Raw genomic sequence first — 26,679 nt, forward strand, 5'->3', positions numbered from 1 at the left:
CTTCGCGGATGGGTCACAATGGCGGACGTGGCTAAGAAAGACGTCGTGCTCCAGGTCGACAACCTCAAGAAGGCCTACGGGCCCGTGACCATCATCGAGAACTTCAGCATGAAGGTGCACGCGGGGGAGGCCGTCGCGCTGACCGGGCGCAACGGCGCCGGCAAGTCGACCGTGCTGCGCTGCCTCGTCGGCGCCGATCGGCCGGACGAGGGCACCGTGACGGTCAACGGCACCAAGGTGACCGAGACCAACCCCGTGATCCGCCGCACCGTCGCCACCGTCATCGACGACCTCGACTTCTTCCCGGACCTCAGCGTGGTCGAGCACCTGGACCTGTTGGCCCGCGCCCACGGACTGCACAACCCGGACGACCTCGTCGACGAGGTGCTCGAGGAGGTCCAGCTCGTGCCGCAGGCCGGACAGCTGCCCAGCACGCTGTCCTCGGGCCAGCGCCGGCGCCTGGCCCTGGCCACGGCGTTCGTCCGCCCGCGCCAGCTCCTGGTCCTCGACGAGCCCGAGCAGCGGCTCGATGTCGAGGGCGTCGCCTGGCTGGGGGAGCGGCTGAAGGCCGAGCTCGCCGGGGGGCTCGCGATCGTGCTGGCCAGCCACGAGCCGTCGCTGCTACAGGCGATCGGGGCCCGCGAGCTCCGACTCTCAGGAGCCCGGTGATGGACCCGCGGCTCACCGAGGTGGGCGTCGTCGACGAGAAGCAGCTCAAGCTGCTCATGCGCGACTGGCGCCGCGGCCGCGCGGACCGCAGTCTCTGGCAGGCGCTGTCCGACGGCTACGTGATGGTCTTCTCCATCGTGGTCATCGGCGCCATGATGGTGTCCTCCATCCTCCAGGCGCAGCAGACGGCCTCCATCTGCGAGACGGCCGGCTGCGTGGCCGCGCGAGGGCTCCTCCCGTGGGCGTCGGTGGCCGGCATCCTCGCGTTCACCCTCGTCGTGGCCAGGCTGTTCGGTCCTGTCGTCGCCTCCTCGGCGGAGGGGTTCTGGCTCATGGACGGCCCCACCGACCGTCGCAGGATCCTTGCGGGGCGGCTCGTGGGCGCTATCGCGGCCGCCGCCGTCCTGGGCGCCGCGGCCGGCGCGCTGATCGCGTCGCTCACCGGGTCGGGGGGGGCCGAGATCGGGATCTGGGCCCTCGCCGGCGGCCTCGGTGCCGCAGGGCTCATCGCCTTCGCGGCGGCGGAACAGGGCGTGGACCGCCACTGGATCGTCACCGGCGTCCAGTGGATCATCGGCGCCGCGGCCATCGCCACCATGGTGCTGCTCGTCAGCGGCGCCGCAGGGTGGATGGACCTGGGCGGGCTCACCGTGCTTGCCGTCGAGCTGGCCTACATCATCGCGGGCGTCGGCCTGCTGCTGATCGTGGTGGCGGGCATGCTCGCCTTCCACCGCCTGCGCAACATCAGGCGCCAACGCCTCACCTCGGGGGGGTCGCTCCTCAGCGGGCTGCAGGGCGCGGCGTTCGCGCTGGAGTTCGCCCTGATCCGCGACATCCTGGTCGAGGCGAAGGCCAAGAAGCGCGGGCACGTGCGCCCCACCCGCGGCACGGGCTCCGGCCTGGGCGCGCTCGTGATGCGCGACGTGCAGCGCCTGTGGCGGCAGCCGATGCCGCTGATCACACTGGTGGCCACCATCATCGTCCCCTACGCCGTCCAGGCGTTGGGCCTGGCCATGCTCAACCCGCCCATCTCGGCGCTGGTGCTCCTGGCCGCGCTGGTGCCGTTCATGAACTCGCTGCGCGTGCTGACCCGCACCAAGGGTCTGCAGCGGTGCCTGCCGTTCGACCCGGGCCAGATCAAGCAGGCCGCCATGATCGTTCCGGCGGTCCTCGCGCTGCTCTGGACCATCGGCGCCTTCCCGGCGTTCCTCGGCGTGGCCGGGGGAGTGGCCTCGGACCCGGTGACGGCGGCGTCGTCGGCCCTGGTCACCGGCATCGCGGGGCTGCTCGCCGCCGTCCGGTGGGTCTCGGCGAAGCCCGCCGACTACTCGGGCCCGATCGTGGCCACGGGCATCGGCGCCATGCCGCCCGGCCTCATGTTCTCGCTGCTGCGCGGGGTGGACATCGTTGCGCTGGTCACCCTGCCCATCGTGTTCAACTGGCCTGCGTGGATCTCGCTGATCATCGCCGTGATCGCCTTCACGATCCTGCGCTCAGGGCTCGACAGGGACTCGATGCTGGAGCAGCAGGCCGAGCAGAAGAAGCAGCTGGAGGCCGAGAAGGCCCGCCGAAGCGGAGGGGCCGCCGCGCCCGCGAAGAAGATCCAGGTGCAGCGGAAGCGCTGATCGGCCGCACCGGGCTGGGGTCCGGGTGCGTCAGAGGAGCCCGAGGGCCTGGAGCATCGGCACGAACTTCGCGCCCGTCTCCTCCAGCTCGGCCTCGGGCGACGAGTCCGCCACGATCCCGGCGCCGGCGAACAGCTGGATCTCCTCGGGGCTGCCAGGGCGCACCTGGCCGCCGCGCAGGGCGATGGCCCACTCGCCGTCGCCCTGGGTGTCCACCCACCCCACAGGACCGGCGTAGCGCCCGCGGTCCAGGGACTCCAGTTCGCTGATGATGTCCATCGCCAGGTGCGTCGGCGTGCCGCACACGGCCGCGCTGGGGTGCAGCGCTGCGGCGATGGTCAGGGCGCTCGCCGCCTGGTTGACCACCCCGGTGATGTCGGTGGACAGGTGCAGCACGTTGGGCAGCTTCAGGACCGACGGCGACTCGGGCACGTTCATGGCACTGCAGTAGGGCGCCAGCGCGGACGCCACGGACTCGACGGCGAACTCGTGCTCGGAGATGTCCTTCTGGGAGCGGGCCAGCTCCGCGGCCTTGGCGAGCGGGTCGACGCCCTCCGCGTCGCGCCACACCGTGCCCGCGAGCACGCGGGAGGTGACCAGGCCGCCCTGCCGGCGCAGCAGCAGCTCCGGGGTGGCGCCGACCATGCCGTCGACCAGGTAGGCCCACGTCATCGGGTAGGCGGAGGCCAGTTCGGCCAGGAGGTAGCGCAGGTCCAGCGGCGCCTCGCCCCGCACGCGCAGGTCCCTGGCGAGGACCACCTTGTGCACCTCGTCGCGGCGGATCAGCTCGACCACCTCGCCGACGATCTCGGTCCAGATGCCCTCGCCCATGGAACCCCCGAGGAGTTCCAGGCCACTGGGGGGAACCGTGGGCTCGCCGAGCGGGGGGAGCGTCGTGGTGCGCCGCGAGTCCCCGAGGCGGGTCATCCAGGACACGCCTCCGCGCCGGCCGACGATGATCTCGGGGACGATGAGCACCGAGAGGTCCTCGGAGCGGTCGGGGTCGAAGGTGAAGGTGCCCACGGCGAGCGGGCCGATGCCGAACTCGCCCGGCATCTCCGAGTCGTGATCGATCTGGTTGGAGATCTCGTCCCACCACACGTCCGCGGCCTCGAGGGTGTCGGTCTCGAACCGGGCCACCTCGCCCAGCGCGACGAACCCCTCGCCCCTGCGCACGAAGGCGCAGCCGGGGGCCGACTCAGGCAGAAAGCGCTCGAGCGGCCCGGGGTCCGGGATGGCGACTGTGGTCGCCCTCATCCGTGCACTGCCGAAGTCCAGAATCACCTTCGCGAGCATAGCGGCTCACTCCCGCCAGGTGTGGTGGGAGTGAGCGGCTGGGCGGCCGATGCCGCCCTCCGGGAGCCGGGCAAGGGACGACGGATTACGCAACGTAGTAGGTGCGTAATTGGCTGCGGAGGTCCTTGTCATGGCGGCTTCCGCCCCAGGGGGCCGGGTTTGGCCGAAATCTCGGGGCACCCCCTAGACTGACCCCGAGATCCGCCGCCGGTGACAGGAGTCATGCATGTCGTTCGCCAAGCCTGATGGCGCGGCACCCGCCGATACCCCCACGGAGTCCGACGTCATCGTCGTCGGGGCCGGCCCTGGAGGGTCGTCGACCGCCGCCTACCTGGCACGGCACGGACTGACCGTGACGCTCCTTGAGAAGTCCCACTTCCCGCGCGAGAAGGTATGCGGGGACGGCCTCACCCCCCGCGCGACTCGCTCGCTCACCCGCCTCGGCATCGACACGTCCGAGGCCAACGGCTGGCTGCACAACAAGGGCCTCAGGGTCTACGGCGGCCGCACGGAGCCGTTCGAGCTGCCTTGGCCCGACCTCACCGACTTCCCGCCGTACGGCCTGGTGCGCCCCCGCAAGGACTTCGACGACATGCTCGCCCGCCACGCCGTCGCCCAGGGCGCCACCCTGATCGAGGGCGCCAACGTCGACGGCGCCGTCCTCGACGACCGCTCCGGGCGCATCACGGGTGTCACCACCAAGGACGGCCGCTCGTTCAGCGCCCCTTACGTGGTGGCCGCCGACGGCAACTCGTCGCGCCTCGCGGTGTCCATGGGCGTCACCAAGCGGGACGACCGCCCCATGGGCGTGGCCGTGCGCACCTACTACACGTCGCCTCGGACCCACGACGACTACCTCGAGTCGTGGCTGGAGCTGTGGGACGGCAAGCCGCACGAGTCCACCCTGATGCCGGGCTACGGCTGGATCTTCGGCATGGGCGACGGCACCTCCAACGTCGGACTGGGCGTGCTCAACACCTCGAAGGGCTTCGGCAAGACGGACTACCGCGCGCTTCTCAAGCGATGGCTGGAGAACACCCCCGAGGAGTGGGGCTTCCGCGACCAGAACATGGTCGGCACCGTCCAGGGCGCGGCTCTGCCGATGGCGTTCAACCGGCAGCCCCACTACGGCCGCGGCCTCGTCCTTGTCGGAGACGCGGGCGGCATGGTCAACCCCTTCAACGGCGAGGGCATCGCCTACGCGATGGAATCGGCGGAGATGGCCGCCTCGGCCCTGGCCGAGGCGTTCTCACGCGGGGCCGGCACCCGGTCCGCCGAGAAGGCCATGCAGGCCTACCCCGAACAACTCAAGGCCAGCCTCGGTGGCTACTATCGCCTCGGCACCATCTTCGTGCAGCTCATCGGAGACCCGCGGATCATGCACCTGTGCACCAAGTACGGGCTGCCCCGCAAGACCCTGATGCGCTTCGTGTTGAAGCTGCTCGCCAACCTCACCGACTCACATGGCGGTGATGCCATGGACCGCATCATCAACACACTGTGCAAGGCTGCGCCCTCGGCCTGACCGGAAGGAAACAAAGGACATGAATCCTTACATCCCGATCGTGGGCATGGTGGTTCTCGCCACCGTCTTCGTCGTGATCTCGATGTCGCTGAGCCTCGTCGTCGGTCCGCGTCGCTACAACCGGGCCAAATACGACAGCTACGAGTGCGGCATCCAGCCCACCCCGCAGCCAGTCGGCGGCGGCCGGTTCCCGGTCAAGTACTACATCACCGCGATGCTGTTCATCATCTTCGACATCGAGGTGGTGTTCCTGTTCCCGTGGGCCGTGGCCTACCGGCAGCTCGGCACGTTCGCCGTCGTGGAGATGATCATCTTCATCGTCACCGTGTTCATCGCATACTTCTACGTCCTGCGCCGCAACGGCCTCGACTGGGACTGAGGGGAAATCCGGATATGGGTATCGAAGACAAGCTCCCCAGCGGCATCCTCCTGACCACGGTCGAGGGTGTCTTCGGCTGGCTCCGCAAGGCCTCGTTCTGGCCCGCGACAATGGGCCTGGCCTGCTGCGCCATCGAGATGATGGCCTACGGCACGCCGCGCTACGACGCCGGCCGCTGGGGCCAGGAGGTGTTCCGCGCCTCCCCGCGCCAGGCGGACCTCATGATCGTCTCCGGCCGGGTGTCGCAGAAGATGGCGCCCGTCGTGCGCCAGGTCTACGACCAGATGCCCAACCCCAAGTGGGTCATCTCGATGGGCGCCTGCGCCTCCTCCGGCGGCATGTTCAACAACTACGCCATCGTGCAGGGCTGCGACCACTTCCTCCCCGTGGACATGTACATCCCCGGCTGCCCCCCGCGGCCGGACATGCTGATCGAGGCCATGTTCAAGCTGCGTGAGAAGGTGCAGCAGCGCCCCATCGGCGCCAACGAGGTGGCCGCCATCGAGGAGGCCGAGCGCGCCGCCCTCATCGCCCCGGCCAAGGTCGAGATGAAGGGACTCATGCGATGAGCGAGACCCAGCCCGAGCAGAACCTGCCGGCCCAGGCGGCGGCCCCGGCCTCCCAGCCCGTCTTCGCCCGGACCGAGGGCATGTGGTCGCGTGGATCCGGCGACACGTCCGGCTACGGCGGCCTCACCCGCGAGCTCGTGATGCCCGGCCGCTCCGAGGGGCCCTTCGGCGAGCCGTTCGACGGCATCCACGCCCGCGCGCTGGAGCTGATGCCGGCGCTCGCCGACGCCCGCGTGCTGTTCGACCGCGGCGAGCTGACCATCTACGTGCCCAGGGAGCAGCTGCCCGACGTGGTGCGGCAGTTCCGCGACGACGCCCACCTCCGGTTCGAGGTGTGCGTCTCGGTCTCCGGCGTGCACTACCCACAGGAGAAGGGCGCCGAGCTGCACGTGGTCTACCACCTGCTCAGCTACACCCACAACCGGCGCGTGCGGCTCGAGGTCTCCTGCCCCGAGGAGGATCCGCACATCCCCTCCGTGGTGGCCACCTACCCGATGGCGGACTACCACGAGCGCGAGGCCTGGGACATGTTCGGCATCGTCTTCGACGGCCACCCCTCGCTCACCCGCATCCTCATGCCCGACGACTGGAAGGGTCACCCGCAGCGCAAGGACTACCCGCTCGGCGGCGTCGACGTCGAGTACAAGGGCGCCAAGGTACCCGCTCCCGACAACCGGAGGGACTACTCCTGATGAGCACGCACGCAGCGACCGAAGACGTCTTCGCGGGGTCAGAGGACGACAAGGCTGACCGCGTCTACCTGGCGCAGGGCGGCGACTGGTCGGACATCGCCTCCGAACAGGCCGAGCGCGGCGACGAGACCATCGTCGTCAACATGGGACCGCAGCATCCCTCGACGCACGGCGTGCTCCGCCTGCTCCTGGAGATGGACGGCGAGACCGTGACCTCGATCAGGCCGGGCATCGGCTTCCTGCACACCGGCATCGAGAAGAACATGGAGTACAAGACGTGGACCCAGGGGGTCACCTACGTGACCCGCATGGACTACGTGGCGCCCCTGTTCAACGAGGCGGTCTACTGCCTCGCCGTCGAGAAGCTGCTCGGCATCACCGACGACGTCCCCGAGCGGGCCAGCATCATCCGCGTCCTGGTGATGGAGCTCAACCGCATCGCCTCGCACCTGGTGGCCATGGGCACCGGCGGCATGGAGATCGGCGCCCTCACCGTCATGACGGTGGCGTTCCGTGAGCGCGAGATGATCCTCGACTTCCTCGAGGGCCTCTCCGGCCTCCGGATGAACCACGCCTACATCCGCCCCGGCGGTGTCGCCAACGACCTGCCCGAGGACGGGCTCAGCCACCTCCGCACCGTCATCGACTGGCTGAAGAAGCATCTCCCCGAGTACGCCACCTTCTGCAACGAGAACCCCATCTTCATCGGGCGCCTCTCCGGCGTCGGCGTGATGGACCTCACCGCGGCCACCATGATGGGCATGTCCGGGCCGCCGCTGCGCGCCACCGGCTACGACTGGGACCTGCGCAAGACCCAGCCCTACTGCGGCTACGAGACCTACGACTTCGAGACCGTCACCTGGGACTCCAACGACTCCTACGGCAGGTTCCGGATCCGCCTCCAGGAGTGCTGGGAGTCGCTGAGGATCGTCGAGCAGTGCTACGAGCGCCTCGAGCGCACGCAGGGCCAGCCCGTGATGGTCGCCGACACCAAGATCGCGTGGCCGGCGCAGCTGTCGGTCGGCGCCGACGGCCAGGGCAACTCCAACGAGCACATCAAGCACATCATGGGCGAGTCCATGGAGGCCCTGATCCACCACTTCAAGATCGTCACCGAGGGCTTCAAGGTGCCGGTCGGGCAGGTGTACCAGGCCATCGAGTCGCCCAAGGGTGAGCTGGCCTGCCACGTCGTCTCCGACGGTGGCACGCGCCCCTACCGCGTCCACTTCCGCGACCCCGGGTTCAACCACCTGCAGTCCATTCCTGCGATGTGCGAGGGCGGCATGATGTCCGACGTCGTCGTCGCGATCGCCAGCCTCGACCCCGTCCTTGGAGGTGTGGACCGATGAGCGGCCACTTTGCCAGCAACTTCCCCGAGTCCGGCTCGGTGGACTACTCGGATCAGTCGACCAACATCGACGACACCACGATCGACGAGCTCCGCCAACTGGCCGCCCGGTACCCGCAGCCCCGTTCGGCGCTGCTGCCGATGCTGCACCTGGTGCAGTCGGTCGACGGCCGCGTCAGCCCCCGCGGCATCGAGGTGTGCGCCGACGTCCTCGGCATCACCACCGCGCAGGTCTCCGGCGTGGCCACCTTCTACACCATGTACAAGCGGCGCCCGGCCGGCGAGCACCACGTCGGCGTCTGCACCACGGCGCTGTGCGCCGTCATGGGCGGCGACATCCTCCTCGACCGCGCCAAGAAGCGCCTCGGCATCGACGAGAACCAGACCACACCGGACGGCAAGGTCTCCCTCGAGCGCCTCGAGTGCAACGCGGCCTGCGACTTCGCGCCCGTCGCGATGGTCAACTGGGAGTTCTTCGACAACATGGACCCCGCCAAGCTCGACGAGCTGCTCGACGCGCTCCTCGCCGGCGAGGAGGTCGTCTCGCCCCGCGGCGCCACGCTCACCTCCTGGCGCGAGGCGGAGCGCGTGCTCGCAGGGTTCCCCGACGGCCGCGCCGACGAGGGCCCCTCCGCCGGCCCCGCGTCGCTGCTGGGCCGCGAGATCGCCCGTGAGAACAACTGGTCCGCTCCGTCGGCCGCCAAGCCGGTGGCCGCCAAGGCAGCTCAGAACCCGGAGGCCGCCAAGTGACCGATCTGCTGACCCCGGTCCTGTCCGCCCAGTGGGGCGAGGACAACTCGTGGAAGCTCTCGCGCTACGAGGCCACCGGCGGCTACCGCGCCCTGCGCAAGGCGCTGGCGATGCAGCCCGTCGAGGTGGTCAACCTGGTCAAGGAGGCCAACCTCCGCGGCCGCGGGGGCGCGGGCTTCCCGACGGGCATGAAGTGGTCCTTCGTGCCGCAGGACAACCCCAACCCGAAGTACCTCGTGGTCAACGCCGACGAGTCGGAGCCCGGCACCTGCAAGGACATGCCGCTCATGCTCGCCACGCCCCACACCCTGGTGGAGGGCGTCATCATCTCGTCCTACGCCATCAACGGGCACACTGCGTTCATCTACTGTCGCGGCGAGGTGCTCCACGTCATCCGGCGCCTGCAGCAGGCCGTGCGCGAGGCTTACGCCGCCGGCTACCTCGGCAAGAACATCCTGGGCACCGGCTACGACCTGGACATCATCGTCCACGCCGGCGCGGGCGCCTACATCTGCGGCGAGGAGACGGCCCTGCTGGACTCCCTCGAGGGCCGACGGGGGCAACCGCGCCTCCGCCCGCCGTTCCCCGCCGTCGCCGGCCTGTACGCCTCGCCGACGGTGATCAACAACGTCGAGTCCATCGCGTCGGTCCCGTCGATCCTGGCCAACGGCTCGGACTGGTTCAAGTCCATGGGCTCGGAGAAGTCGAGCGGCTTCACGCTCTACTCGCTCTCCGGGCACGTCGCGCGCCCCGGCCAGTTCGAGGCGCCGATGGGCATCACCATGCGGCAGCTGCTGGAGCTCTCCGGCGGCATCCGCGGTGGGCGTGAGCTCAAGTTCTTCACCCCCGGCGGCTCGTCGACCCCTATCCTCACCGCCGAACACCTCGACCTCCCCCTCGACTACGAGGGCATGGCCGGTGCCGGCAGCATGCTGGGCACCAAGGCGCTGCAGGTCTTCGACGAGACCACCTCCATCGTGCGCACCACGCTGCGGTTCGTCGAGTTCTACAAGCACGAGTCCTGCGGCAAGTGCACCCCGTGCCGCGAGGGCTCGTGGTGGCTGGTGCAGATGCTCATGAAGTTCGAGGCCGGCACCGCCGAGGAGGGCGACGTCGACAAGATGCTCGACATCTGTGACAACATCGGCGGCCGCTCCTTCTGCGCGCTCGCCGACGGCGCCGTCGCCTGCGTGACCAGCGCGGTCAAGCACTTCAGGTCCGAGTTCGAGCTGGGCTACCACACGCCGGCCCGGGAGCTGTTCCCCTACGAGAAGAGCGCGCTCTTCGCCGTTGAAGGAGAGATTCGATGAGCGTCGACACCAAGACGACGACCGGCGAGGAGGTCGCGCCGAAGCCGGACCTGGTCACCCTCACCATCGACGGCACCCAGGTCAGCGTCCCCAAGGGCACGCTCATCATCCGCGCCGCCGAGATGATCGGCACCGCGATCCCGCGCTTCTGCGACCACCCGCTCCTCGACCCGGTCGGCGCCTGCCGCCAGTGCATGGTGGACATCCCCGACGCCGGCAACGGCCGCGGGTTCCCCAAGCCGCAGGCCTCCTGCACCATGCCGGTGGCCGAGGGGATGAAGGTCAACACCCAGGTCAGCTCGCCCGTCGCCAAGAAGGCGCAGGTGGGCATGCTGGAGCTGCTGCTGATCAACCACCCGCTCGACTGCCCGATCTGCGACAAGGGCGGCGAGTGCCCCCTGCAGAACCAGGCGCTGTCGCACGGCCCGGGCGAGAGCCGCTTCCGCGAGCTCAAGCGCACCTTCCCCAAGCCTGTGAGCATCTCCGCCCAGATCCTGCTGGACCGTGAGCGCTGCGTGCTCTGTGCCCGCTGCACCCGGTTCTCCGAGCAGATCTCCGGGGACCCGTTCATCGCCCTGGTGGAGCGCGGCGCGCTGCAGCAGATCGGCACCTACGAGCAGGACCCCTACGACTCGTACTTCTCCGGCAACGTGGTGCAGATCTGCCCCGTCGGCGCGCTCACCTCGGCGGCCTACCGGTTCCAGGCCCGCCCCTTCGACCTCGTCTCCACCACCGTGACCTGCGAGCACTGCGCCTCCGGCTGCGAGCTGCGCGCCGATCAGCGCCACCATCAGGTCAAGCGCCGCCTCGCGTCCGAGAACGCGGACGTCAACGAGGAGTGGAGCTGCGACAAGGGCCGCTTCGGCTTCATGTACGGCCGCGGCGAGGACCGGATCACGCACCCGCTGGTCCGCCGCGACGGCGTCCTGCAGCCCGCGTCCTGGCCGGAGGCCATCGACGCGGCAGTCCACGGTCTCCAGGCGGCGGGCACCTCCGTCGGCGTGCAGACCGGCGGCCGACTGACCGTCGAGGCCGCCTACGGCTACGCGAAGTTCGCCCGCGCCGTCCTGGGCACCAACAGCGTCGACTTCCGGTCGAGGCCCGCCTCCGCGGAGGAGGCCGAGTTCCTCGCGGCCCGTGTCGCCGGGCGCGCGCTCGCGCAGTCGGTGACGTACTCGGACCTGGAGGCCGCCTCGCAGGTGGTCCTCGTGAGCTTCGAGCCCGAGGACGAGTCCCCGATCGTGTTCCTCCGCCTCCGCAAGGCCGTGCGCCGCAACCGGCTCAAGGTGACCACGCTGGCCCCCTTCGCCTCGCGGGGCTCCGAGAAGCTCTCGGCCACCGTCGTCCCGGTTGCGCCGGGCGACGAGGTCGCGGCCCTGGGCGGGCTGTCCGGCCTCGACGCCGGCACCGTCGTCCTGGTGGGGGAGCGGGCGGCCACGGTTCCCGGCCTCCTGAGCGCGGTGTCGGCCCTCGCGGACGCCACCGGCGCCCGGCTGGCCTGGATCCCGCGCCGCGCCGGCGACGTCGGCGCCGTCGAGGCGGGCTGCCTCCCCGGCCTCCTGCCCGGCGGCCGGCCGGCCGCCGACGCCACCGCGCGTGTGGACGTGGCCTCCCACTGGGGCCTCTCCTCGCTGCCCTCCGAGGCCGGCCTCGCCGCCGACGAGCAGTTCGCCGCCGCCGCGGCCGGGACGCTCAAGGCGCTCGTCGTGGCCGGCGTGGACCCGGCGGACCTCGCCGATCCCGCCGCCGCGCTCGCCGGCCTGGAGAAGGCGGAGTTCGTGGTCAGCATCGAGCAGCGGCTCTCGCTGGTCACCGAGCGCGCCGACGTGGTCTTCCCCGCGGCGCTGCTGGAGGAGCAATCGGGCCACTTCCTCAACTGGGAGCACCGCCACGGTCGCGTGCGGGTGGTCAACAAGAACATCACCTCGCCCATGACGGACCTGCGGATCCTGGCCGCCCTCGCCGACGCGATGGGCACCGGCCTCGGGTTCCGCGCCTCGAAGCAGGCCTACGCGGACCTCATCGAGCTCGGCGCCTGGGAGGGCCCGCACACCGCCACGCCCACGACGGCGGCCCCCGCCCCGTCGGACGGCGGCCTCCGCCTGGCCGGGTGGCGGGAGCTGCTCGACGCCTCGCAGGGCAACGACCACGAGCTGGCCCTCCGGGCCACGGCCCGCCCCGCCGTCGCGCGCGTCTCCGCCGCCACCGCCGAGAGCCTCGGCCTCGGCGAGGTGGCCACCGTCGAGGCCGGAGGGGTCTCCGTGATCCTCCCGGTGGAGGTCACCCCCGGCATGGTCGACGGCGTGGTCTGGGTTCCGCTGAACCCCAACAGCGTGGACCGCCTCCCCGCGACACCCGGCGCCCCCGTCTCCGTGGCGGCCGTCTCTGTGGATGAAGGAGCCTGAGCATGAACATCTTCTTCCAGGACCCCTGGTGGCTGATCCTGATCAAGGTGGTGGCGCTGTTCGTCATCCTCCTGGTGTGGACGATCTTCAACGTCTGGTACGAGCGCCGCCTCGTCGGCAAGATGCAGCACCGCCTCGGCCCCATCATGAACGGGCCCCTCGGCCTGGGGCAGGCGCTGGCAGACGGCGCGAAGCTCCTCGCCAAGGAGGACTTCCGCCCCAAGAACGCCGACAAGTGGGTGTTCAACCTGGCGCCCATCCTCACCGGTGTCGCGGCGTTCACCACCTGGACGGTCATCCCGTTCGGCGGTGAGGTGGAGATCTTCGGAGTCACCACCAGGCTGCAGGTCACGGACCTGCCCGTGGCCACGCTGTTCATCCTGGCGGTGGCCTCCATCGGCATCTACGGCATCGTGCTGGCCGGCTGGGCGGGCAACTCCACCTACTCGTTCCTCGGCTCTATCCGCTCCACCGCGCAGATGATCTCCTACGAGATCGCCATGGGCCTGTCGATGGTTGCGGTGTTCCTGCAGGCGGGATCCATGTCCACCTCGCAGATCGTCGAGGCGCAGAAGCAGACCATCCTCTTCCGGGTGCCGTTCACCGAGACGACGTTCGATCCCGGGATCACCGGCTGGTACGCCATCCTGCTGTTCCCCTCCTTCGTCATCTACGCCATCGCCATGGTGGGCGAGACCAACCGGGCGCCGTTCGACCTGCCCGAGTGCGAGTCGGAGCTGGTCTCGGGGTACCTCACCGAGTACTCCGGCTTCCGCTACGCCATGTTCTTCCTGGCCGAGTACATCAACATGGCCACCGTCTCGGCCGTGGCCACCACGCTGTTCCTCGGCGGCTACCTGCCGCCGTGGCCGCTGAACCTGATCCCGTTCATGAACAACCCGTGGCTCGGCCCCGTGTTCTTCTTCCTCAAGGTCCAGCTGCTGATCTCCGTGTTCGTCTGGCTCCGCGGCACCTTGCCGCGCTTCCGGTACGACCAGTTCATGAACCTGGGCTGGAAGGGCCTCATCCCGATCTCGCTGGTGTGGATCCTGATGATCGCCGTCGCCCCCGGCTACACCATCGGCCTCGGGCTCGCCCTGATCGTGGTGGTCTACCTGATCTTCGGCGGCAAGAGCGACGTCTCCGACGAGCCCGAGCCCGCTGAGGCCGACGGCGAGCCGGAGATCTTCGACGCGTTCGCCGGCGGGTATCCGACGCCGCCGCGGGCCGGCCAGATCCTGCCCGAGTTCGCGGGTGTCGTCTCCGGGCGTGGGGACGAGGCCGAGCCGGCCGCTCCCGCCGCCACCGAAGGGAAGGAATCCTGATGGGACTGCTCGATCCGTGGGCCGGGTTCGGTGTCACGTTCAACACGATGTTCCGCAAGACCTTCACGCAGTCGTACCCGCACAAGAAGGGCGCGGAGAAGGTCACCATGCCCCGCTTCCACGGCCGGCACCAGCTCAACCGCTGGCCCGACGGCCTGGAGAAGTGCGTGGGCTGCGAGCTGTGCGCCTGGGCGTGCCCGGCTGATGCGATCTACGTCGAGGGTGCAGACAACACCGACGACGACCGCTACTCGCCCGGCGAGCGCTACGGCCGCGTCTACCAGATCAACTACCTGCGCTGCATCTTCTGCGGTCTGTGCATCGAGGCGTGCCCCACGCGCGCCCTCACCATGACCAACGAGTTCAAGATCTCCGACGACTCGCGCACCAAGCTGATCTACGAGAAGCAGGATCTGCTGGCCCCGCTGCTCAGCGGCATGGAGCAGCCCCCGCACCCGCGCCGGCTCGGACACGACGAGCAGGCCTACTTCCTCGGCCTCCCGGAGACCGGCAAGCCGGACACCCGCACCGCCGCAACCACAGGAGCAGCCCAATGATGCCCTTGATCCCGCTGGTGACCGCCAGTGAGGTGGCCTTCTGGGTCTGCGCACCCATCGCGGTCCTGTGCGCGCTCGGGCTCCTGCTCTCGCGCAAGCCCGTCCACTCGGCCATCTGGATGGCCGGCGTGATGGTGAGCCTGGCCGTGCTCTACGCCGCCAACGACGCGCCGTTCCTGTTCGTGATCCAGATCATCGTCTACACCGGCGCCATCCTCATGCTGTTCCTGTTCGTGGTCATGCTGGTCGGCGTCGACTCCACGGACTCGGTGGTCGAGACCATCAAGGGGCATCGCGTCTCGGCGATCCTCGTGGCCATCGGCCTCGGCGGGCTGCTGATCCTCGGCGTCGGGCAGTTCGCCGTCAACGGGGCCCCAGCTGGCCTCACGGAGGCCAACGCCGAGCACGGCGGCAACATCCCGTCGCTCGCGGCTCTGCTGTTCTCCCGCTACGTGTTCATCTTCGAGGCCACCGCGGCCCTGCTGATCACGGCCGCCGTCGGCGCCATGATCCTCGCGCACGGCGAGCAGCTCAAGAAGAAGGCCACGCAGATCGAGTCCCTGCAGGAGCGCGTGCGCGCCTACGCCGAGGACGGCGTGCACCCCGGCCCGCTGCCGAGCTCCGGCGTGTTCGCCCGGCACAACGCCATCTCCACGCCCGCGCTGCTGCCCGACGGCACGATCGCCGAGAAGTCGGTGTCGAAGACGCTCGCCATGCGCGGCGTGATCGTGGACGTGAACGAGCTCCGCGCCCCCACCACCTCCGCCTACGCGGCCATCGCCGGCAAGACCGACGAGATCGAAGGAGACGACGAATGAACCCGGAGGGCTACCTCGTTCTCTCGGCGATCCTCTTCGCGATCGGTGTCGCGGGATTCCTGCTGCGCCGCAACGCGATCATCGCCTTCATGAGCATCGAGCTCATGCTCAACGCCACGAACCTGGCGTTCGTCGCCTTCGCCAACTACCACGGCAACCTCGACGGCCTCATCGCGGCGTTCTTCGTGATGGTGGTGGCGGCGGCCGAGGTCGTGGTAGGCCTCGCGATCATCGTGGCCGTGTATCGTGCCCGCCGCTCGGCCTCGGTCGACGACGCCAACCTGATGAAGTTCTAAGGGGCTAGAAGCGTGCAACTCCTCGAATCCGTGTCCGCCCTGTCCGGGTCCGGCGCCATGGCGTGGCTGCTCATCGCCATCCCGCTCGCCAGCGCTGCCTTCCTGCTGCTCGCCGGAAGGCTGACGGACGCCTGGGGCCATCTCCTGGCCACCGTCGCCCCCATCGTCTCGTTCCTGCTCGGCCTCGTGCTGTTCGTCCAGCTGCTCGGCAGCCCGGAGGACGCCCGGCACATCGCCGTGAGCGTCTACGAGTGGATCGCCACCGGCAGCTGGTCGATCGAGTTCGGCCTGCTGGTCGACCCGCTGTCGATCCTCTTCGTGCTGCTGATCACCGGCGTGGGCTCGCTGATCCACGTGTACTCGATCGGCTACATGGCCCACGACGATCGCCGCCGCCGGTTCTTCGCCTACCTGAACCTGTTCATCGCCGCGATGCTCACCCTGGTGCTGGCCGACAACTACCTGGTGCTGTTCCTCGGGTGGGAGGGCGTGGGCCTGGCCTCGTTCCTGCTCATCTCCTTCTGGGCGCACAAGCCCTCCGCGGCCGCCGCCGGCAACAAGGCGTTCATCGTCAACCGCGTCGGCGACCTCGGCCTCAGCATGGCCATCTTCACCATGTTGGCCATGTTCGGCAGCGTGAACTTCGCCGACGTCAACGCCGGAGCGGAGTCGCTGGACCCCGTGTGGGCCACCATCATCGGCATGCTCCTGCTGCTGGGCGCCTGCGGCAAGTCCGCCCAGGTCCCGCTGCAGTCCTGGCTGCTCGACGCCATGGAGGGCCCCACCCCGGTCTCGGCCCTCATCCACGCGGCCACCATGGTCACCGCGGGCGTCTACCTGGTGGTCCGCTCCAACGCCATCTACGCGCAGACCGAGGTGGCTACCACCGCGGTGGCGATCGTCGGCACCGTGACGCTGCTCGCGGGCGCCTGGATCGGCTCGTCGAAGGACGACATCAAGAAGGTGCTGGCAGGCTCGACGATGTCGCAGATCGGCTACATGATGCTGGCGGCGGGCCTCGGCCCGGCGGGGGCGTCCTTCGCGATCTTCCACCTGCTCACGCACGGCTTCTTCAAGGCCAACATGTTCCTCGGCGCCGGTTCGGTCATGCACGGCATGAACGACGACGTGAACATGCGTCACTACGGGGCGCTCGCCAAGAGCATGCGCATCACCTTCTACACGTTCGCGATGGGCTACCTGGCCATCATCGGCTTCCCGTTCACCTCGGGCTTCTACTCCAAGGACCACATCATCGAGGCCGCGTTCCACGAGAACACGATCATCGGGGTCCTGGCGCTGCTGGGCGCCGGCGTGACGGCCTACTACATGACCCGCCTCATGATGATGACCTTCTTCGGGGCCAAGCGCTGGGAGAAGGACGTGCACCCGCACGAGTCGCCGCTGGTGATGACGGTGCCGCTCATCGTGCTGGCCGTCCTGTCGATCGTCGCCGGCCTGTTCATGAACGGCTGGATCCAGGGCTGGCTCGAGCACTCGACCGGCCAGCACCCGCACGAGACGAGCCTGCTCACGTTCACCCCCGTCGGCCTGATCACGCTCGCAGTGGTGGCCGTCGGTGTCACCATCGGCTGGCTGCTCCACCGCCGCGACATCCCCGTCGACGCGCCGGCCACCGCCAACCCGCTGGTCCTCGCGGGCCGCAACGACCTGTACGGCGACGCGCTCAACGAGTACGCCGTCGTCCGCCCCGCCAAGGGTCTGTCCGCCGGCCTGGCCTGGCTGGACCGGGGCACCGTCGACGGCGCCGCCATGGGCAGCGCGAGCCTCGCCAGCGGGCTGGGTTCCTGGCTGCGGAAGGGCCAGAACGGCTATGTGCGCAGCTACGGCCTCATCCTCGGCGTCGGCGTCATCGTGCTCGCCGGCGTCGTGATCATCGGTCAGCTGGGCTAAGGGAGAATCGGAAAAGACATGCCATTGCCACTACTGACCATCCTCGCCCTGGTGCCGCTCCTGGGTGCCCTCGCGCTGTTCGTCGTCAAGGGCCCTGCCGGACGGCTGATCGGCTACGGCGTCGCCCTCACCACCGCCGTGCTCGGTGTCCTCGCCGTCGTGCTGCAGGCCCAGGGGGTGCCGCTGGCCGAGGAGATCGCCTGGATCCCGCAGATCGGCGCGCACTACGCGCTGGACCTCGACGGCATGGGCGCCATCCTCGTGCTGATGACCGTCATCCTCGTGCCAGTGGTGCTGCTCGCCGAGTGGCGCGTGGGCGAGGCGCCCGAGGCGCGCTGGGGCACGTCCACGTTCTTCGCGCTCGCGCTCATGATGCAGTCGTTCGCGCTGTTCGTGTTCATGTCCTCGGACATCCTGCTGTTCTACGTGGCCTTCGAGGCCACGCTCATCCCCACCTACTTCCTGATCGGCGGCTTCGGCGGCCCGAAGCGGGGCGCGGCGGCGATGAAGTTCCTGCTGTACTCCCTGGCCGGCGGCCTGGTCATGCTGGTCGCGGTGGCCGGCGTCTACGCCGTCACGGCGGGCTCGGGCAACCCCAGCTTCCTCATCAACGACCTCGTCGGGGCCGAGATGAGCACCGACATGGGCAGATGGCTGTTCCTCGGCTTCTTCATCGCGTTCGCGGTGAAGGCCCCGATGGCGGGTCTGCACACCTGGCTGCCGGACACGGCCGAGCAGGCCACCCCGGGCACCTCCACGCTGCTCGTCGGCGTCCTGGACAAGATCGGCACCTTCGGCATGCTGAAGATCTGCCTGACCGCCTTCCCCGAGGCCACGCAGTGGGCCACGCCGGTGATCCTGGTGTGGGCCATCGTCTCGGTGCTCTACGGCGCGTTCATGGCGTTCGGCGCCACGGATCTCCTCAGGCTGGTGTCCTACACCTCCATCAGCCACTTCGGCTTCATGGTGTTCGGCATCTTCGCCCTCACCACCCCGTCGATCAGCGGCTCGATCTTCTACATGCTCAACCACGGCCTCTCGACGGCGGCGCTGTTCCTCGTCGTCGGGTTCATGATCCGTCGCCGCGGCTCCCAGCACATCGACGCCTTCGGCGGCGTGCAGAAGGTGGCTCCGGTCCTGGCCGGCGTGCTCCTGATGTCAGGCCTGTCCGCGCTGGCGTTGCCGGGCATGGGCAGCTTCGTCTCGGAGTTCCTCGTCATGGCCGGCGGCTGGCAGCGCTACCCGGTCCACACCGCCGTCATCACGCTCGGCATGGTGCTGGCCGCGGTCTACGTGCTGCGCATGTACAAGGCCACCATGACCGGGCCGGTGACGGACCAGGTCGCCACGCATGTCACCCACGACCTCAGCACCCGCGAGAAGGCCGTCGTGGCGCCGCTCCTCATCCTCCTCATCGTGTTCGGCTTCGTGCCGAAGCCGGTGCTGGCGATGGCTGACGAGACGGCCACGCAGACGATGGCCGTCGTCGGAGTCGAGGATCCCGCCCCGCAGGTCAAGGAAGGCAACCGATGATCAACCTCCTGGAGATCGCTGCTCCCACCTTGGAGTGGATGCTGCTGTCGCCCCTTCTGGTGATCCTGGGCGCCGCCTGCCTCGGCGTGCTCGTCGAGGCCCTGGCGCCGCGCGAGCTGCGCTACGTCATCCAGACCGCGCTCGCATCCCTCGCTGTGGTCGTGGCCCTCGGCCTGACCATCCTCAACTGGGTGCAGGCCACCCCGCAGATCGCGGCGATGGGCGTGCTCGCCATCGACGGGCCCTCGTTCTTCTTCTGGAGCCTCCTGCTGGTCTTCGGCCTCGGGGGAGTGGCCCTGTTCGCGGAGCGCGGGCTCGGCAACGGGCAGTCGGCCTTCGCGTCGTCGGCCGCGACGGTGCCCGGATCCCCGCTCGAGCGCGAGGCGGACAAGCTGCGCCGCGAGCACACCGAGATCTTCCCGCTGCTGCTGTTCTCGCTGTTCGGCATGATGATCTTCGCCTCGGCCAACGACCTGTTGACGCTCTTTGTGGCCGTGGAGATCTTCTCCCTGCCGCTGTACCTGCTCACCGGCATGGCACGCAGGCGGCGCCTCCTCAGCCAGGAGGCCGCCCTGAAGTACTTCCTCCTGGGCTCGCTGGCCTCGGCGATCATGCTCTACGGCATCGCGATGCTGTACGGCTACGCCGGCGCCTTCCAGCTGGCGGACATCGACGCGGCCATCGCGGCCGGCACCGGCAGCCACCCGCTGCTGCTCACCGGCATGCTGCTGACCTCCGTCGGCCTCCTGTTCAAGATCGGCGCCGTGCCGTTCCACGCGTGGACCCCCGACGTCTACATGGGCGCCCCGACGCCGGTGACCGGCTTCATGGCCGTGGCCACCAAGACGGCCGCCGTCGCGGCGCTGCTGCGCATCTTCTACGTCGCCCTCGGCGGGCTGCGCTGGGACTGGCAGCTGCTCTTCGCGGTGGTGGCCATCCTCACCATGCTGCTCGGCGCCACCGTGGCCCTCGCGCAGAACGACATCAAGCGCCTGCTGGCATACTCGTCCATCGCGCACGCCGGGTTCATCCTCGTCGGCGTCGTGGGCGCGGTCCAGGCAGGCGACGACGTCAGCATCTCCAGCGTCGGGGCCATCGGCTTCTACCTGCTCACCTACGGCGTGGCCACCCTGGGCGGCTTCGCGATCATCACCATGGTGCGCCGCTCCGGCGGAGAGGCCAACAGCCTCGATGCCTGGAAGGGGCTGGGGCGTCGCAACCCCGTCATCGCGGCGCTGATGACGCTGTTCCTGCTCAGCTTCGCGGGCATCCCGCTCACCGCCGGGTTCGTCGGCAAGCTGGCCGTGTTCGCGGCCGCGTGGGCCGGGGGCTACGGCTGGCTGGTGCTCGTCGCCGTGATCATGAGCGTCATCGCCGCGTTCTTCTACCTCAAGGTCGTGGTGGCCATGTGGTTCCAGGACGCCGACGAGCAGCACGTGGGCACGGTGGAGACCCCGTCGCTCTGGACGTGGTCCGTGCTTGTTGTGGCCGGAGTGGTTACCCTTGTCCTCGGTCTGCTTCCCGGTGGCGTGCTCGCGCTCATCGCGGACGCGGCCCAGTTCATTCGCTGACCCTGACAAGGAGACCCCGTGGCGGACGCCCCGCTGGATGAGCACCTGTCCGCGCTCCTCGACCAGTTCGAGGAGCGGCTGGTGGACGTGGCCGTGGCCAGTTCGCCGTTCGTGACGGAGGCCTCCCGGCACATCATCTCGGCGGGCGGCAAGCGGTTCCGGCCCCTGCTGGTGTTCCTCGCCTCGCGGTTCGGCGGCCAGGTCGACGACGAGGACCTCATGCGGGCAGCGCTCGTCATGGAGCTCACGCACGTGGCCAGCCTCTACCACGACGACGTCATGGACGTCGCGGACCTGCGCCGCGGCGCCCCGTCCGCGAACCGGCTGTGGGGCAACTCGGTGGCCATCCTGGTGGGCGACTTCCTGTTCGCCCGGGCCTCCACCACCGTCGCCGAGCTGGGCGTGGAGTACGTGATGCTGCAGGCGGAGACGTTCGCCCGCCTGGTGCAGGGGCAGATCGCCGAGACCAAGGGCCCCGCCGACGGCGAGGATCCCCTGGCGCACTACATCCAGGTGATCGCCGACAAGACGGGGTCCCTCATCGCGGCCTCCGCGCTGTTCGGTGGCATGGTGGCCGGCGCGGACCGGAGCGTCCTGGACGCCCTGGCCGCGTTCGGAGAGGAGGTTGGGCTGGTGTTCCAGCTCTCCGACGACCTCATCGACATCAACTCCACCGAGACCGGGAAGACGCCCGGCACGGACCTGCGGGAGGGCGTGCCGACGCTGCCGGTGCTGATGCTGCGCGCGTCCAAGGACCCGGCCGACGCCGAGCTCCTGGCGATGATCGACGGCGACCTCAGCAGCGACCGCTCCCTCGCGCAGCTCCTGGCTGCGCTGCGGTCCCACCCCGTCATGGACCGGGCGAAGGCGGAGGTGGAGCGCCGCGCTGACATCGCCCGCGCGCACCTCGCCCCCCTGCCCGACGGCCCCGCCAAGGACGCCCTGCTCAAGGTCTGCTCCGACCTGGTGGACCGCACCGCCTGAGCCGCCTCGCCCCATGCTGTGATGCCGGGCAGTGAACCCTCCCGCTGGCTGAGGTGCCGCGGAGCGGGCGCTCCTCGCGCCTCAGCCAGCGGGTTGGGTATCGATCACCAGATGGTGACCCGGTCCTTCTCTGGGAGCCAGAGGGCGTCGTCGGGCGTCACTCCGAAGGCCTCGTAGAACGCGTCGAGGTTGCGCACGATCTGGTTGCAGCGGAACTCGTTGGGGGAGTGGGGATCGGTGGCGAGCAGCACCTTCATCGCCTCCGGGCGGCGCTTCCCGCGCCAAGCCTGCGCCCAGCCTACGAAGAAGCGCTGCGCCGGGGAGAGGCCGTCCACCGGCTCCCCGTCGGGGTCGCCGCCCGCCAGCAGCCACGCGCGGTAGGCGATGCCCAGCCCCCCGAGGTCGCCGATGTTCTCGCCGACGGTGAGCTCGCCGTTGACCGAGCCGCTGTCCACGCCCTCGGGCACCAGGCCGTCGTACTGGGCGATCAGGCGGCCGGCGAGCGCCTCGAACGCCTCCCGGTCCGCTGGCTGCCACCAGTCGCGGAGGCGGCCGTCGCCGTCGCACGTGGAGCCCTTGTCGTCGAAGCCGTGCCCGATCTCGTGGCCGATCACGGCACCGATGGCGCCGTAGTTGACCGCGTCGTCGGCGTCGGCGTTGAAGAACGGCGGCTGCAGGATGGCGGCCGGGAAGACGATCTCGTTGCGCAGCGGGTGGTAGTAGGCGTTGACCGTCTGCGGGAACATCTGCCACTCGTCCCGGTCCACCGGGGCACCGATGCGGCTCAGCGTGTAGTCCAGCTCGAACGAGTTGGCCGCCAGCACCGAGGCCACCAGGTCGTCCGGAGTGACCTCCAGGGCGGAGTAGTCGCGCCACTTCACGGGATAGCCCACCTTCGGGGTGAACTGGCCCAGCTTCCGCAGCGCCTCCTCGCGGGTCTCATCGGTCATCCACTCGAGCTTCTCGATCGACTCGCGGTAGGCGGCCAACAGGTTCGCCACGAGGACGTCCATGGCCTGCTTCGCCTCGGCCCGGAAGTGCCGCTCCACGTAGGCGCGGCCGACCGCCTCCCCGACGACCCCCTCCACGAAGGCGATGCCGCGCTTCCATCGGGGCCGCTGCTCCTCGTTGCCGTTGAGGGTGCGCTCGTAGAAGTCGAAGCGCGCCTCGACGAACTCCGACGACAGGTAGGGCGACAGGCCGTTGACGGCCTTCCACCGCGCCCAGCTGCGCCACGACTCGAGAGGCAAGGTCTCCAGCAGCGGGGCGACGCCCTCCAGGAACGACGGCTGGGAGACGATCACCTCGGCCAGCTTGCCGGCCGGGATGCCGGCCCCGTCGAGGAACGACGCCCAGTCGAACCCGGGCGACGCCGCGACGACGTCGTCGTACGACGTGGGGTTGTACATCGCGCGCAGGTCGCGGCAGCGGACCCGGTCCCAGTGGTGCGCGGCGACCGCGGTCTCCAGGTCCATGACGGCCCGCGCCTGGCCGGCCGGGTCAGGGAGGCCGGCGAGAGCCAGCACCCGAGCCACGTGGGCGAGGTACTTGGCCCGGATCTCCTCGTGCGCCTCCTCCCGGTAGTACGCCTCGTCCGGCAGGCCGAGGCCGCCCTGGGAGGAGAACACGGCGTAGCGGGCCGGGTCACCCGGGTCCGACTCCTCGTAGAGATGCACCAGGGGGCTCAGCCCGTGCCTGAGCGACCAGCCGAGGTGGCGGGCCAGGGCGCTGGGGGAGTCGACGGCATCGATGGCGGCCAGGATGGGCCGCAGGGGCGAGCCGCCCAGGGCCTCGATGCGGTCGGTGTCCATGAACGCGGCGTACAGGCCGGCGATCCTCCCGTCGTCGGTGGACGCGTCGCCTGCGGGGAGCCCGCTGACCAGCGCCAGCACGTCCTTCTCGGCCTGCTCCACCAGATCGACGAACCCGCCCGCGGAGGCGCGGTCCGGGGCGATCGGCGCGGTGCGCAGCCACGTGCCGTTGACGTGGCGGAAGAGGTCGTCCTGGGGGCGGAGGGCGCGGTCGAAGTGCTCGAACGTGATGGAAGCTGTCATGCCCGCCAGCCTAGCCAGCCCCGCGAAGGGCCGGCCTCAGAGCTCGTCGGCCTCCCACGTGTCCTGGCCGGCGATCACGGCGGCCAGCGCGGCCCCGGTGTCCTCGGCGCGGACCGCCGCGATCTGGTCGCGGAGCAGGTCGTCGTAGCTGGGCCGCGGCACCCGCCGGAAGATGCCGATGGGGGCCTGGCGCAGCACGCCGGACTCCGTGAGGCGCGACAGCGCGAACGCCTGCGACGGGTCTGCCCGGGTCTCGTCGTGCACGACGATTCGGGACCGGTCGGCGGTGGCCGTCTCGGCGATGTGGATGTCGCCGTCGAGGCCGCGCACGACGCACAGCTCACCGCCGCCGAAGATGATCGGCTCCCCGTGCTTGAGGGAGATCAGGGCGCCCTCGGGGCCCTTGAGGGTGGCGAAGGCGTCGTCGTTGAAGATGGGGCAGTTCTGGTAGATCTCCACCAGCGAGGCGCCCCGGTGCTGCGTGGCGGCGGTCAGGACCTCCGTCAGGTGGGCACGGTCCGAGTCGATGGTGCGGGCCACGAACGAGGCCTCAGCGCCCAGCGCCAGCGACACCGGGTTGAAGGGGGTGTCGAGGGAGCCGTAGGGCGTGGACTTGGTCACCTTGCCCAGCTCCGAGGTGGGCGAGTACTGGCCCTTGGTGAGGCCGTAGATGCGGTTGTTGAACAGCATGATGGTGATGTTCACGTTGCGGCGCAGCGCGTGGATGAGGTGGTTGCCGCCGATCGACAGCGCGTCCCCGTCGCCGGTGACCACCCACACGTTGAGGTCCGGGCGGGTCACCGCCACGCCGGTGGCGATGGCCGGGGCGCGGCCGTGGATGGAGTGCATGCCGTAGGTGTCGACGTAGTACGGGAAGCGCGACGAGCAGCCGATGCCCGAGACGATGACGGTGTTCTCGCGCTTGATGCCGAAGGTGGCCATCATGGACTGGAACGTGGACAGGACGGCGTAGTCCCCGCACCCGGGGCACCAGCGCACCTCCTGGTCGCTGGTGTAGTCCTTCTTGGTCTGAGGCTCGAGGCTCAGCGGGACTCCGACGAGGCCGGTGGACATCAGTTCTCCTCCTGGAATGCGTCGATCTCGGCGATGAGGTCCACCTCGAGCTCGCTGAGCGAGATCGGGAGGCCGCGCACGCGCGAATAGCTGGAGATCTCGACGAGGTAGCGGGCCTGCAGCACGGAGGCCAGCTGGCCGAGGTTCATCTCCGGCACCACCACCTTGTCGTAGGCGCGCAGCACCTCGCCGAGGTTGGCGGGCATGGGGTTGAGGTGGCGCAGGTGCGCCAGGGCCACGTCGCGGCCGCTGAGCCTGACGCGGCGCGCGGAGGCGGTGATGGGGCCGTAGGTGGACCCCCAGCCGAGCACCAGCACGCGGGCCTTGCCGCTGGGGTCGTCGACGACCACGTCCGGGATGTCCGCGACGATGCCGTCGATCTTCGCCTGGCGGGTGCGCGTCATGAGCTCGTGGTTGTCCGGGTCGTAGGACACGTTTCCGGTGCGGGCCGCCTTCTCGATGCCGCCGATGCGGTGCTCGAGGCCCGGCGTGCCGGGGACCGCCCAGGCGCGGGCCAGGGTCTCCGGGTCCCGCTCGTACGGGAAGTAGGTGTCCTTGCCTGACGCGTCGGTGCCGTTGGGGGCGACGGCGAACCCGGGCTCGATCGGGGGGATCGCGTCCAGGTCCGGCAGCTTCCACGGCTCGGCGCCGTTGGCGAGGTAGCCGTCGGAGAGCATGATCACCGGAGTGCGGTACTTCACCGCGATCCGGCAGGCCTCGACGGCCGTGTCGAAGCAGTCCGTGGACGACTTGGCGGCGATCACCGGGACCGGGGCCTCGCCGTTGCGGCCGTACAGGGCCTGCATGAGGTCCGCCTGCTCGGTCTTGGTGGGCATGCCGGTGGAGGGGCCCGAGCGCTGCACGTTGACCACCACGAGCGGCAGCTCGGTCATCACGGCCAGGCCGATCGCCTCGCCCTTGAGGGCCATGCCGGGCCCCGACGTGGTGGTCACGCCGAGGGCGCCCGCGAAGGAGGCGCCGATGGCGGAGCCGACGCCCGCGATCTCGTCCTCCGCCTGGAACGTCATCACGCCCAGGTCCTTGCGCCGCGACAACTCGTGGAGGATGTCGGAGGCCGGGGTGATCGGGTACGAGCCCAGGAAGAGCTGGAGCCCCGCCTTGTGGGCGCCGGTGATGAGGCCGTAGGCGGTGGCGAGGTTGCCCGAGATCTGCCGGTAGCGGCCCTTGGCCATCGGGGCGGGGGCCACGTGGTACCGGACCTCGAAGGCCTCCGTGGTCTCGCCGTAGGCGTGGCCGGCGTTGAACGCCGCGATGTTGGCGTCCCGGATGAGGGGCTTCTTCGCGAACTTCTCGGTGAGGAACTTCACCGTGCCCTCCGTGGGGCGCGAGTACAGCCAGCTCAGCATGCCGAGCGCGAACATGTTCTTCGTCCGCGAGGCGTCCTTGCGGCTCAGGTCGAACTCCGCGACGGCGCCGGTGGCGAGGCCCGTGAGGTCCATCGCGTGCACGGAGTAGTTGGCGAGCGTGCCGTCCTCCAGCGGGTTGCTGGCCCAGCCGATCTTGGCGAGGTTGCGCTTGGTGAACTCGGCCGTGTCCACGATGATCACCCCGCCGCGCGGGAGGTCCCGGAGGTTCGCCTTCAGGGCGGCCGGGTTCATCGCGACGAGCACGTCGGGCACGTCGCCCGGGGTGACGATGTCGAAGTTGGCGAAGTGCAGCTGGAAGCTGGAGACACCCGGCAGTGTGCCCTGTGGCGCCCGGATCTCCGCGGGGAAGTTGGGCAACGTGGCGATGTCGTTGCCGAAGCTTGCCGTCTCCGCGGTGAAGCGGTCGCCGGTCAGCTGCATGCCGTCACCGGAATCTCCGGCGAAGCGAATGACAACTCGGTCGAGTGGAAGCTGGTCAGCCACGTGCTATCTACCTCAGGGATCTAGCGAAAAGACGTCTTGGCCATTGTAGGGTTCAGGCCTCAAACCCCCGCCTCGATCGTTGCGCTGACAGTGAACTGGCGCCAGTAGACTCCC

At 69.6% G+C, this 26,679-nt stretch carries 22 protein-coding genes; 18 read left to right on the top strand and 4 right to left on the bottom strand.

Going from position 1 to position 26,679, the window contains the following annotated elements:
• Positions 1 to 18: 18 nt before the first annotated feature.
• Positions 19 to 669 carry an ABC transporter ATP-binding protein gene (locus ACZK5D_RS01710; protein ID WP_463664032.1) on the top strand — a complete coding sequence of 217 codons (651 nt, stop codon included), beginning with the start codon at positions 19 to 21 and terminating at the stop codon, positions 667 to 669.
• Entirely contained in the window at positions 669 to 2,294 is a 1,626-nt protein-coding gene (locus ACZK5D_RS01715) for a DUF6297 family protein (RefSeq protein ID WP_463664033.1), read from the top strand. Before ACZK5D_RS01710 ends, ACZK5D_RS01715 begins: the two co-directional genes overlap by 1 nt.
• A 30-nt stretch (positions 2,295 to 2,324) precedes the next feature.
• Here the strand turns inward: ACZK5D_RS01715 and ACZK5D_RS01720 are convergent, their stop codons facing one another.
• Entirely contained in the window at positions 2,325 to 3,578 is a 1,254-nt protein-coding gene (locus ACZK5D_RS01720) for an isochorismate synthase (protein WP_463664034.1), read from the bottom strand.
• Between the two features lie 238 nt (positions 3,579 to 3,816).
• Here ACZK5D_RS01720 and ACZK5D_RS01725 point away from each other — a divergent pair, with 238 nt between their 5' ends.
• From ACZK5D_RS01725 to ACZK5D_RS01800, 16 genes are read left to right on the top strand one after another with little or no spacing between them, the layout of a single operon-like run.
• A complete protein-coding gene (locus tag ACZK5D_RS01725; RefSeq protein ID WP_463664035.1) occupies positions 3,817 to 5,115 on the top strand; it encodes a geranylgeranyl reductase family protein in 1,299 nt (432 codons plus the stop codon).
• A gap of 19 nt (positions 5,116 to 5,134) precedes the next feature.
• Positions 5,135 to 5,494 carry an NADH-quinone oxidoreductase subunit A gene (locus ACZK5D_RS01730; protein WP_458994578.1) on the top strand — a complete coding sequence of 120 codons (360 nt, stop codon included), beginning with the start codon at positions 5,135 to 5,137 and terminating at the stop codon, positions 5,492 to 5,494.
• A 14-nt stretch (positions 5,495 to 5,508) separates the two neighbouring features.
• Positions 5,509 to 6,063, top strand: coding sequence for a NuoB/complex I 20 kDa subunit family protein (locus tag ACZK5D_RS01735; RefSeq protein WP_463664036.1), 555 nt, complete (start codon positions 5,509 to 5,511; stop codon positions 6,061 to 6,063).
• The gene (locus ACZK5D_RS01740; RefSeq protein WP_463664037.1) at positions 6,060 to 6,755 is read left to right on the top strand and encodes an NADH-quinone oxidoreductase subunit C; all 696 of its coding nucleotides are present in this window, start codon (positions 6,060 to 6,062) and stop codon (positions 6,753 to 6,755) included. The genes ACZK5D_RS01735 and ACZK5D_RS01740 overlap by 4 nt, the downstream gene beginning before the upstream one ends.
• Positions 6,755 to 8,104 carry an NADH-quinone oxidoreductase subunit D gene (locus ACZK5D_RS01745; protein WP_463664038.1) on the top strand — a complete coding sequence of 450 codons (1,350 nt, stop codon included), beginning with the start codon at positions 6,755 to 6,757 and terminating at the stop codon, positions 8,102 to 8,104. The genes ACZK5D_RS01740 and ACZK5D_RS01745 overlap by 1 nt, the downstream gene beginning before the upstream one ends.
• The gene (gene nuoE / locus ACZK5D_RS01750; protein WP_463664039.1) at positions 8,101 to 8,853 is read left to right on the top strand and encodes an NADH-quinone oxidoreductase subunit NuoE; all 753 of its coding nucleotides are present in this window, start codon (positions 8,101 to 8,103) and stop codon (positions 8,851 to 8,853) included. Before ACZK5D_RS01745 ends, nuoE begins: the two co-directional genes overlap by 4 nt.
• Positions 8,850 to 10,163, top strand: a complete 1,314-nt coding sequence (nuoF, locus tag ACZK5D_RS01755; RefSeq protein WP_463664040.1) for an NADH-quinone oxidoreductase subunit NuoF — start codon at positions 8,850 to 8,852, stop codon at positions 10,161 to 10,163. Before nuoE ends, nuoF begins: the two co-directional genes overlap by 4 nt.
• Positions 10,160 to 12,568, top strand: a complete 2,409-nt coding sequence (locus tag ACZK5D_RS01760) for an NADH-quinone oxidoreductase subunit G (protein ID WP_463664041.1) — start codon at positions 10,160 to 10,162, stop codon at positions 12,566 to 12,568. Before nuoF ends, ACZK5D_RS01760 begins: the two co-directional genes overlap by 4 nt.
• A 2-nt stretch (positions 12,569 to 12,570) precedes the next feature.
• Positions 12,571 to 13,893: an NADH-quinone oxidoreductase subunit NuoH gene (gene nuoH, locus ACZK5D_RS01765; RefSeq protein ID WP_458994571.1), complete on the top strand. Its 1,323-nt coding sequence runs from the start codon at positions 12,571 to 12,573 to the stop codon at positions 13,891 to 13,893.
• The gene (gene nuoI, locus ACZK5D_RS01770) at positions 13,893 to 14,450 is read left to right on the top strand and encodes an NADH-quinone oxidoreductase subunit NuoI (RefSeq protein WP_458994570.1); all 558 of its coding nucleotides are present in this window, start codon (positions 13,893 to 13,895) and stop codon (positions 14,448 to 14,450) included. Before nuoH ends, nuoI begins: the two co-directional genes overlap by 1 nt.
• On the top strand, positions 14,447 to 15,268 hold the full coding sequence (locus ACZK5D_RS01775) for an NADH-quinone oxidoreductase subunit J (protein WP_463664042.1): 822 nt from the start codon (positions 14,447 to 14,449) through the stop codon (positions 15,266 to 15,268). The genes nuoI and ACZK5D_RS01775 overlap by 4 nt, the downstream gene beginning before the upstream one ends.
• Positions 15,265 to 15,564: an NADH-quinone oxidoreductase subunit NuoK gene (gene nuoK / locus ACZK5D_RS01780; protein WP_458994568.1), complete on the top strand. Its 300-nt coding sequence runs from the start codon at positions 15,265 to 15,267 to the stop codon at positions 15,562 to 15,564. Before ACZK5D_RS01775 ends, nuoK begins: the two co-directional genes overlap by 4 nt.
• Before the next feature lie 57 nt (positions 15,565 to 15,621).
• Positions 15,622 to 17,478 carry an NADH-quinone oxidoreductase subunit L gene (gene nuoL / locus ACZK5D_RS01785; RefSeq protein WP_463664187.1) on the top strand — a complete coding sequence of 619 codons (1,857 nt, stop codon included), beginning with the start codon at positions 15,622 to 15,624 and terminating at the stop codon, positions 17,476 to 17,478.
• Positions 17,479 to 17,496: 18 nt separating this feature from the next.
• The gene (locus ACZK5D_RS01790; RefSeq protein WP_463664043.1) at positions 17,497 to 19,011 is read left to right on the top strand and encodes an NADH-quinone oxidoreductase subunit M; all 1,515 of its coding nucleotides are present in this window, start codon (positions 17,497 to 17,499) and stop codon (positions 19,009 to 19,011) included.
• Entirely contained in the window at positions 19,008 to 20,582 is a 1,575-nt protein-coding gene (gene nuoN, locus ACZK5D_RS01795) for an NADH-quinone oxidoreductase subunit NuoN (RefSeq protein ID WP_458994566.1), read from the top strand. The genes ACZK5D_RS01790 and nuoN overlap by 4 nt, the downstream gene beginning before the upstream one ends.
• A gap of 18 nt (positions 20,583 to 20,600) precedes the next feature.
• Positions 20,601 to 21,566 carry a polyprenyl synthetase family protein gene (locus ACZK5D_RS01800; RefSeq protein WP_458994565.1) on the top strand — a complete coding sequence of 322 codons (966 nt, stop codon included), beginning with the start codon at positions 20,601 to 20,603 and terminating at the stop codon, positions 21,564 to 21,566.
• A 104-nt stretch (positions 21,567 to 21,670) separates the two neighbouring features.
• Here ACZK5D_RS01800 and ACZK5D_RS01805 read toward each other — a convergent pair whose 3' ends face one another.
• Genes ACZK5D_RS01805 through ACZK5D_RS01815 form a run of 3 tightly spaced genes read right to left on the bottom strand, consistent with a single transcriptional unit; the run spans position 21,671 to position 26,565 of the window.
• Positions 21,671 to 23,620, bottom strand: a complete 1,950-nt coding sequence (locus tag ACZK5D_RS01805) for a M13 family metallopeptidase (RefSeq protein ID WP_463664044.1) — start codon at positions 23,618 to 23,620, stop codon at positions 21,671 to 21,673.
• 36 nt (positions 23,621 to 23,656) lie between these two features.
• A complete protein-coding gene (locus ACZK5D_RS01810) occupies positions 23,657 to 24,694 on the bottom strand; it encodes a 2-oxoacid:ferredoxin oxidoreductase subunit beta (RefSeq protein ID WP_458994563.1) in 1,038 nt (345 codons plus the stop codon).
• Positions 24,694 to 26,565: a 2-oxoacid:acceptor oxidoreductase subunit alpha gene (locus ACZK5D_RS01815; RefSeq protein WP_458994562.1), complete on the bottom strand. Its 1,872-nt coding sequence runs from the start codon at positions 26,563 to 26,565 to the stop codon at positions 24,694 to 24,696. Before ACZK5D_RS01815 ends, ACZK5D_RS01810 begins: the two co-directional genes overlap by 1 nt.
• Between the last annotated feature and the right edge of the window lie 114 nt (positions 26,566 to 26,679).

The organism is Tessaracoccus yangjingae, assembly GCF_055326235.1.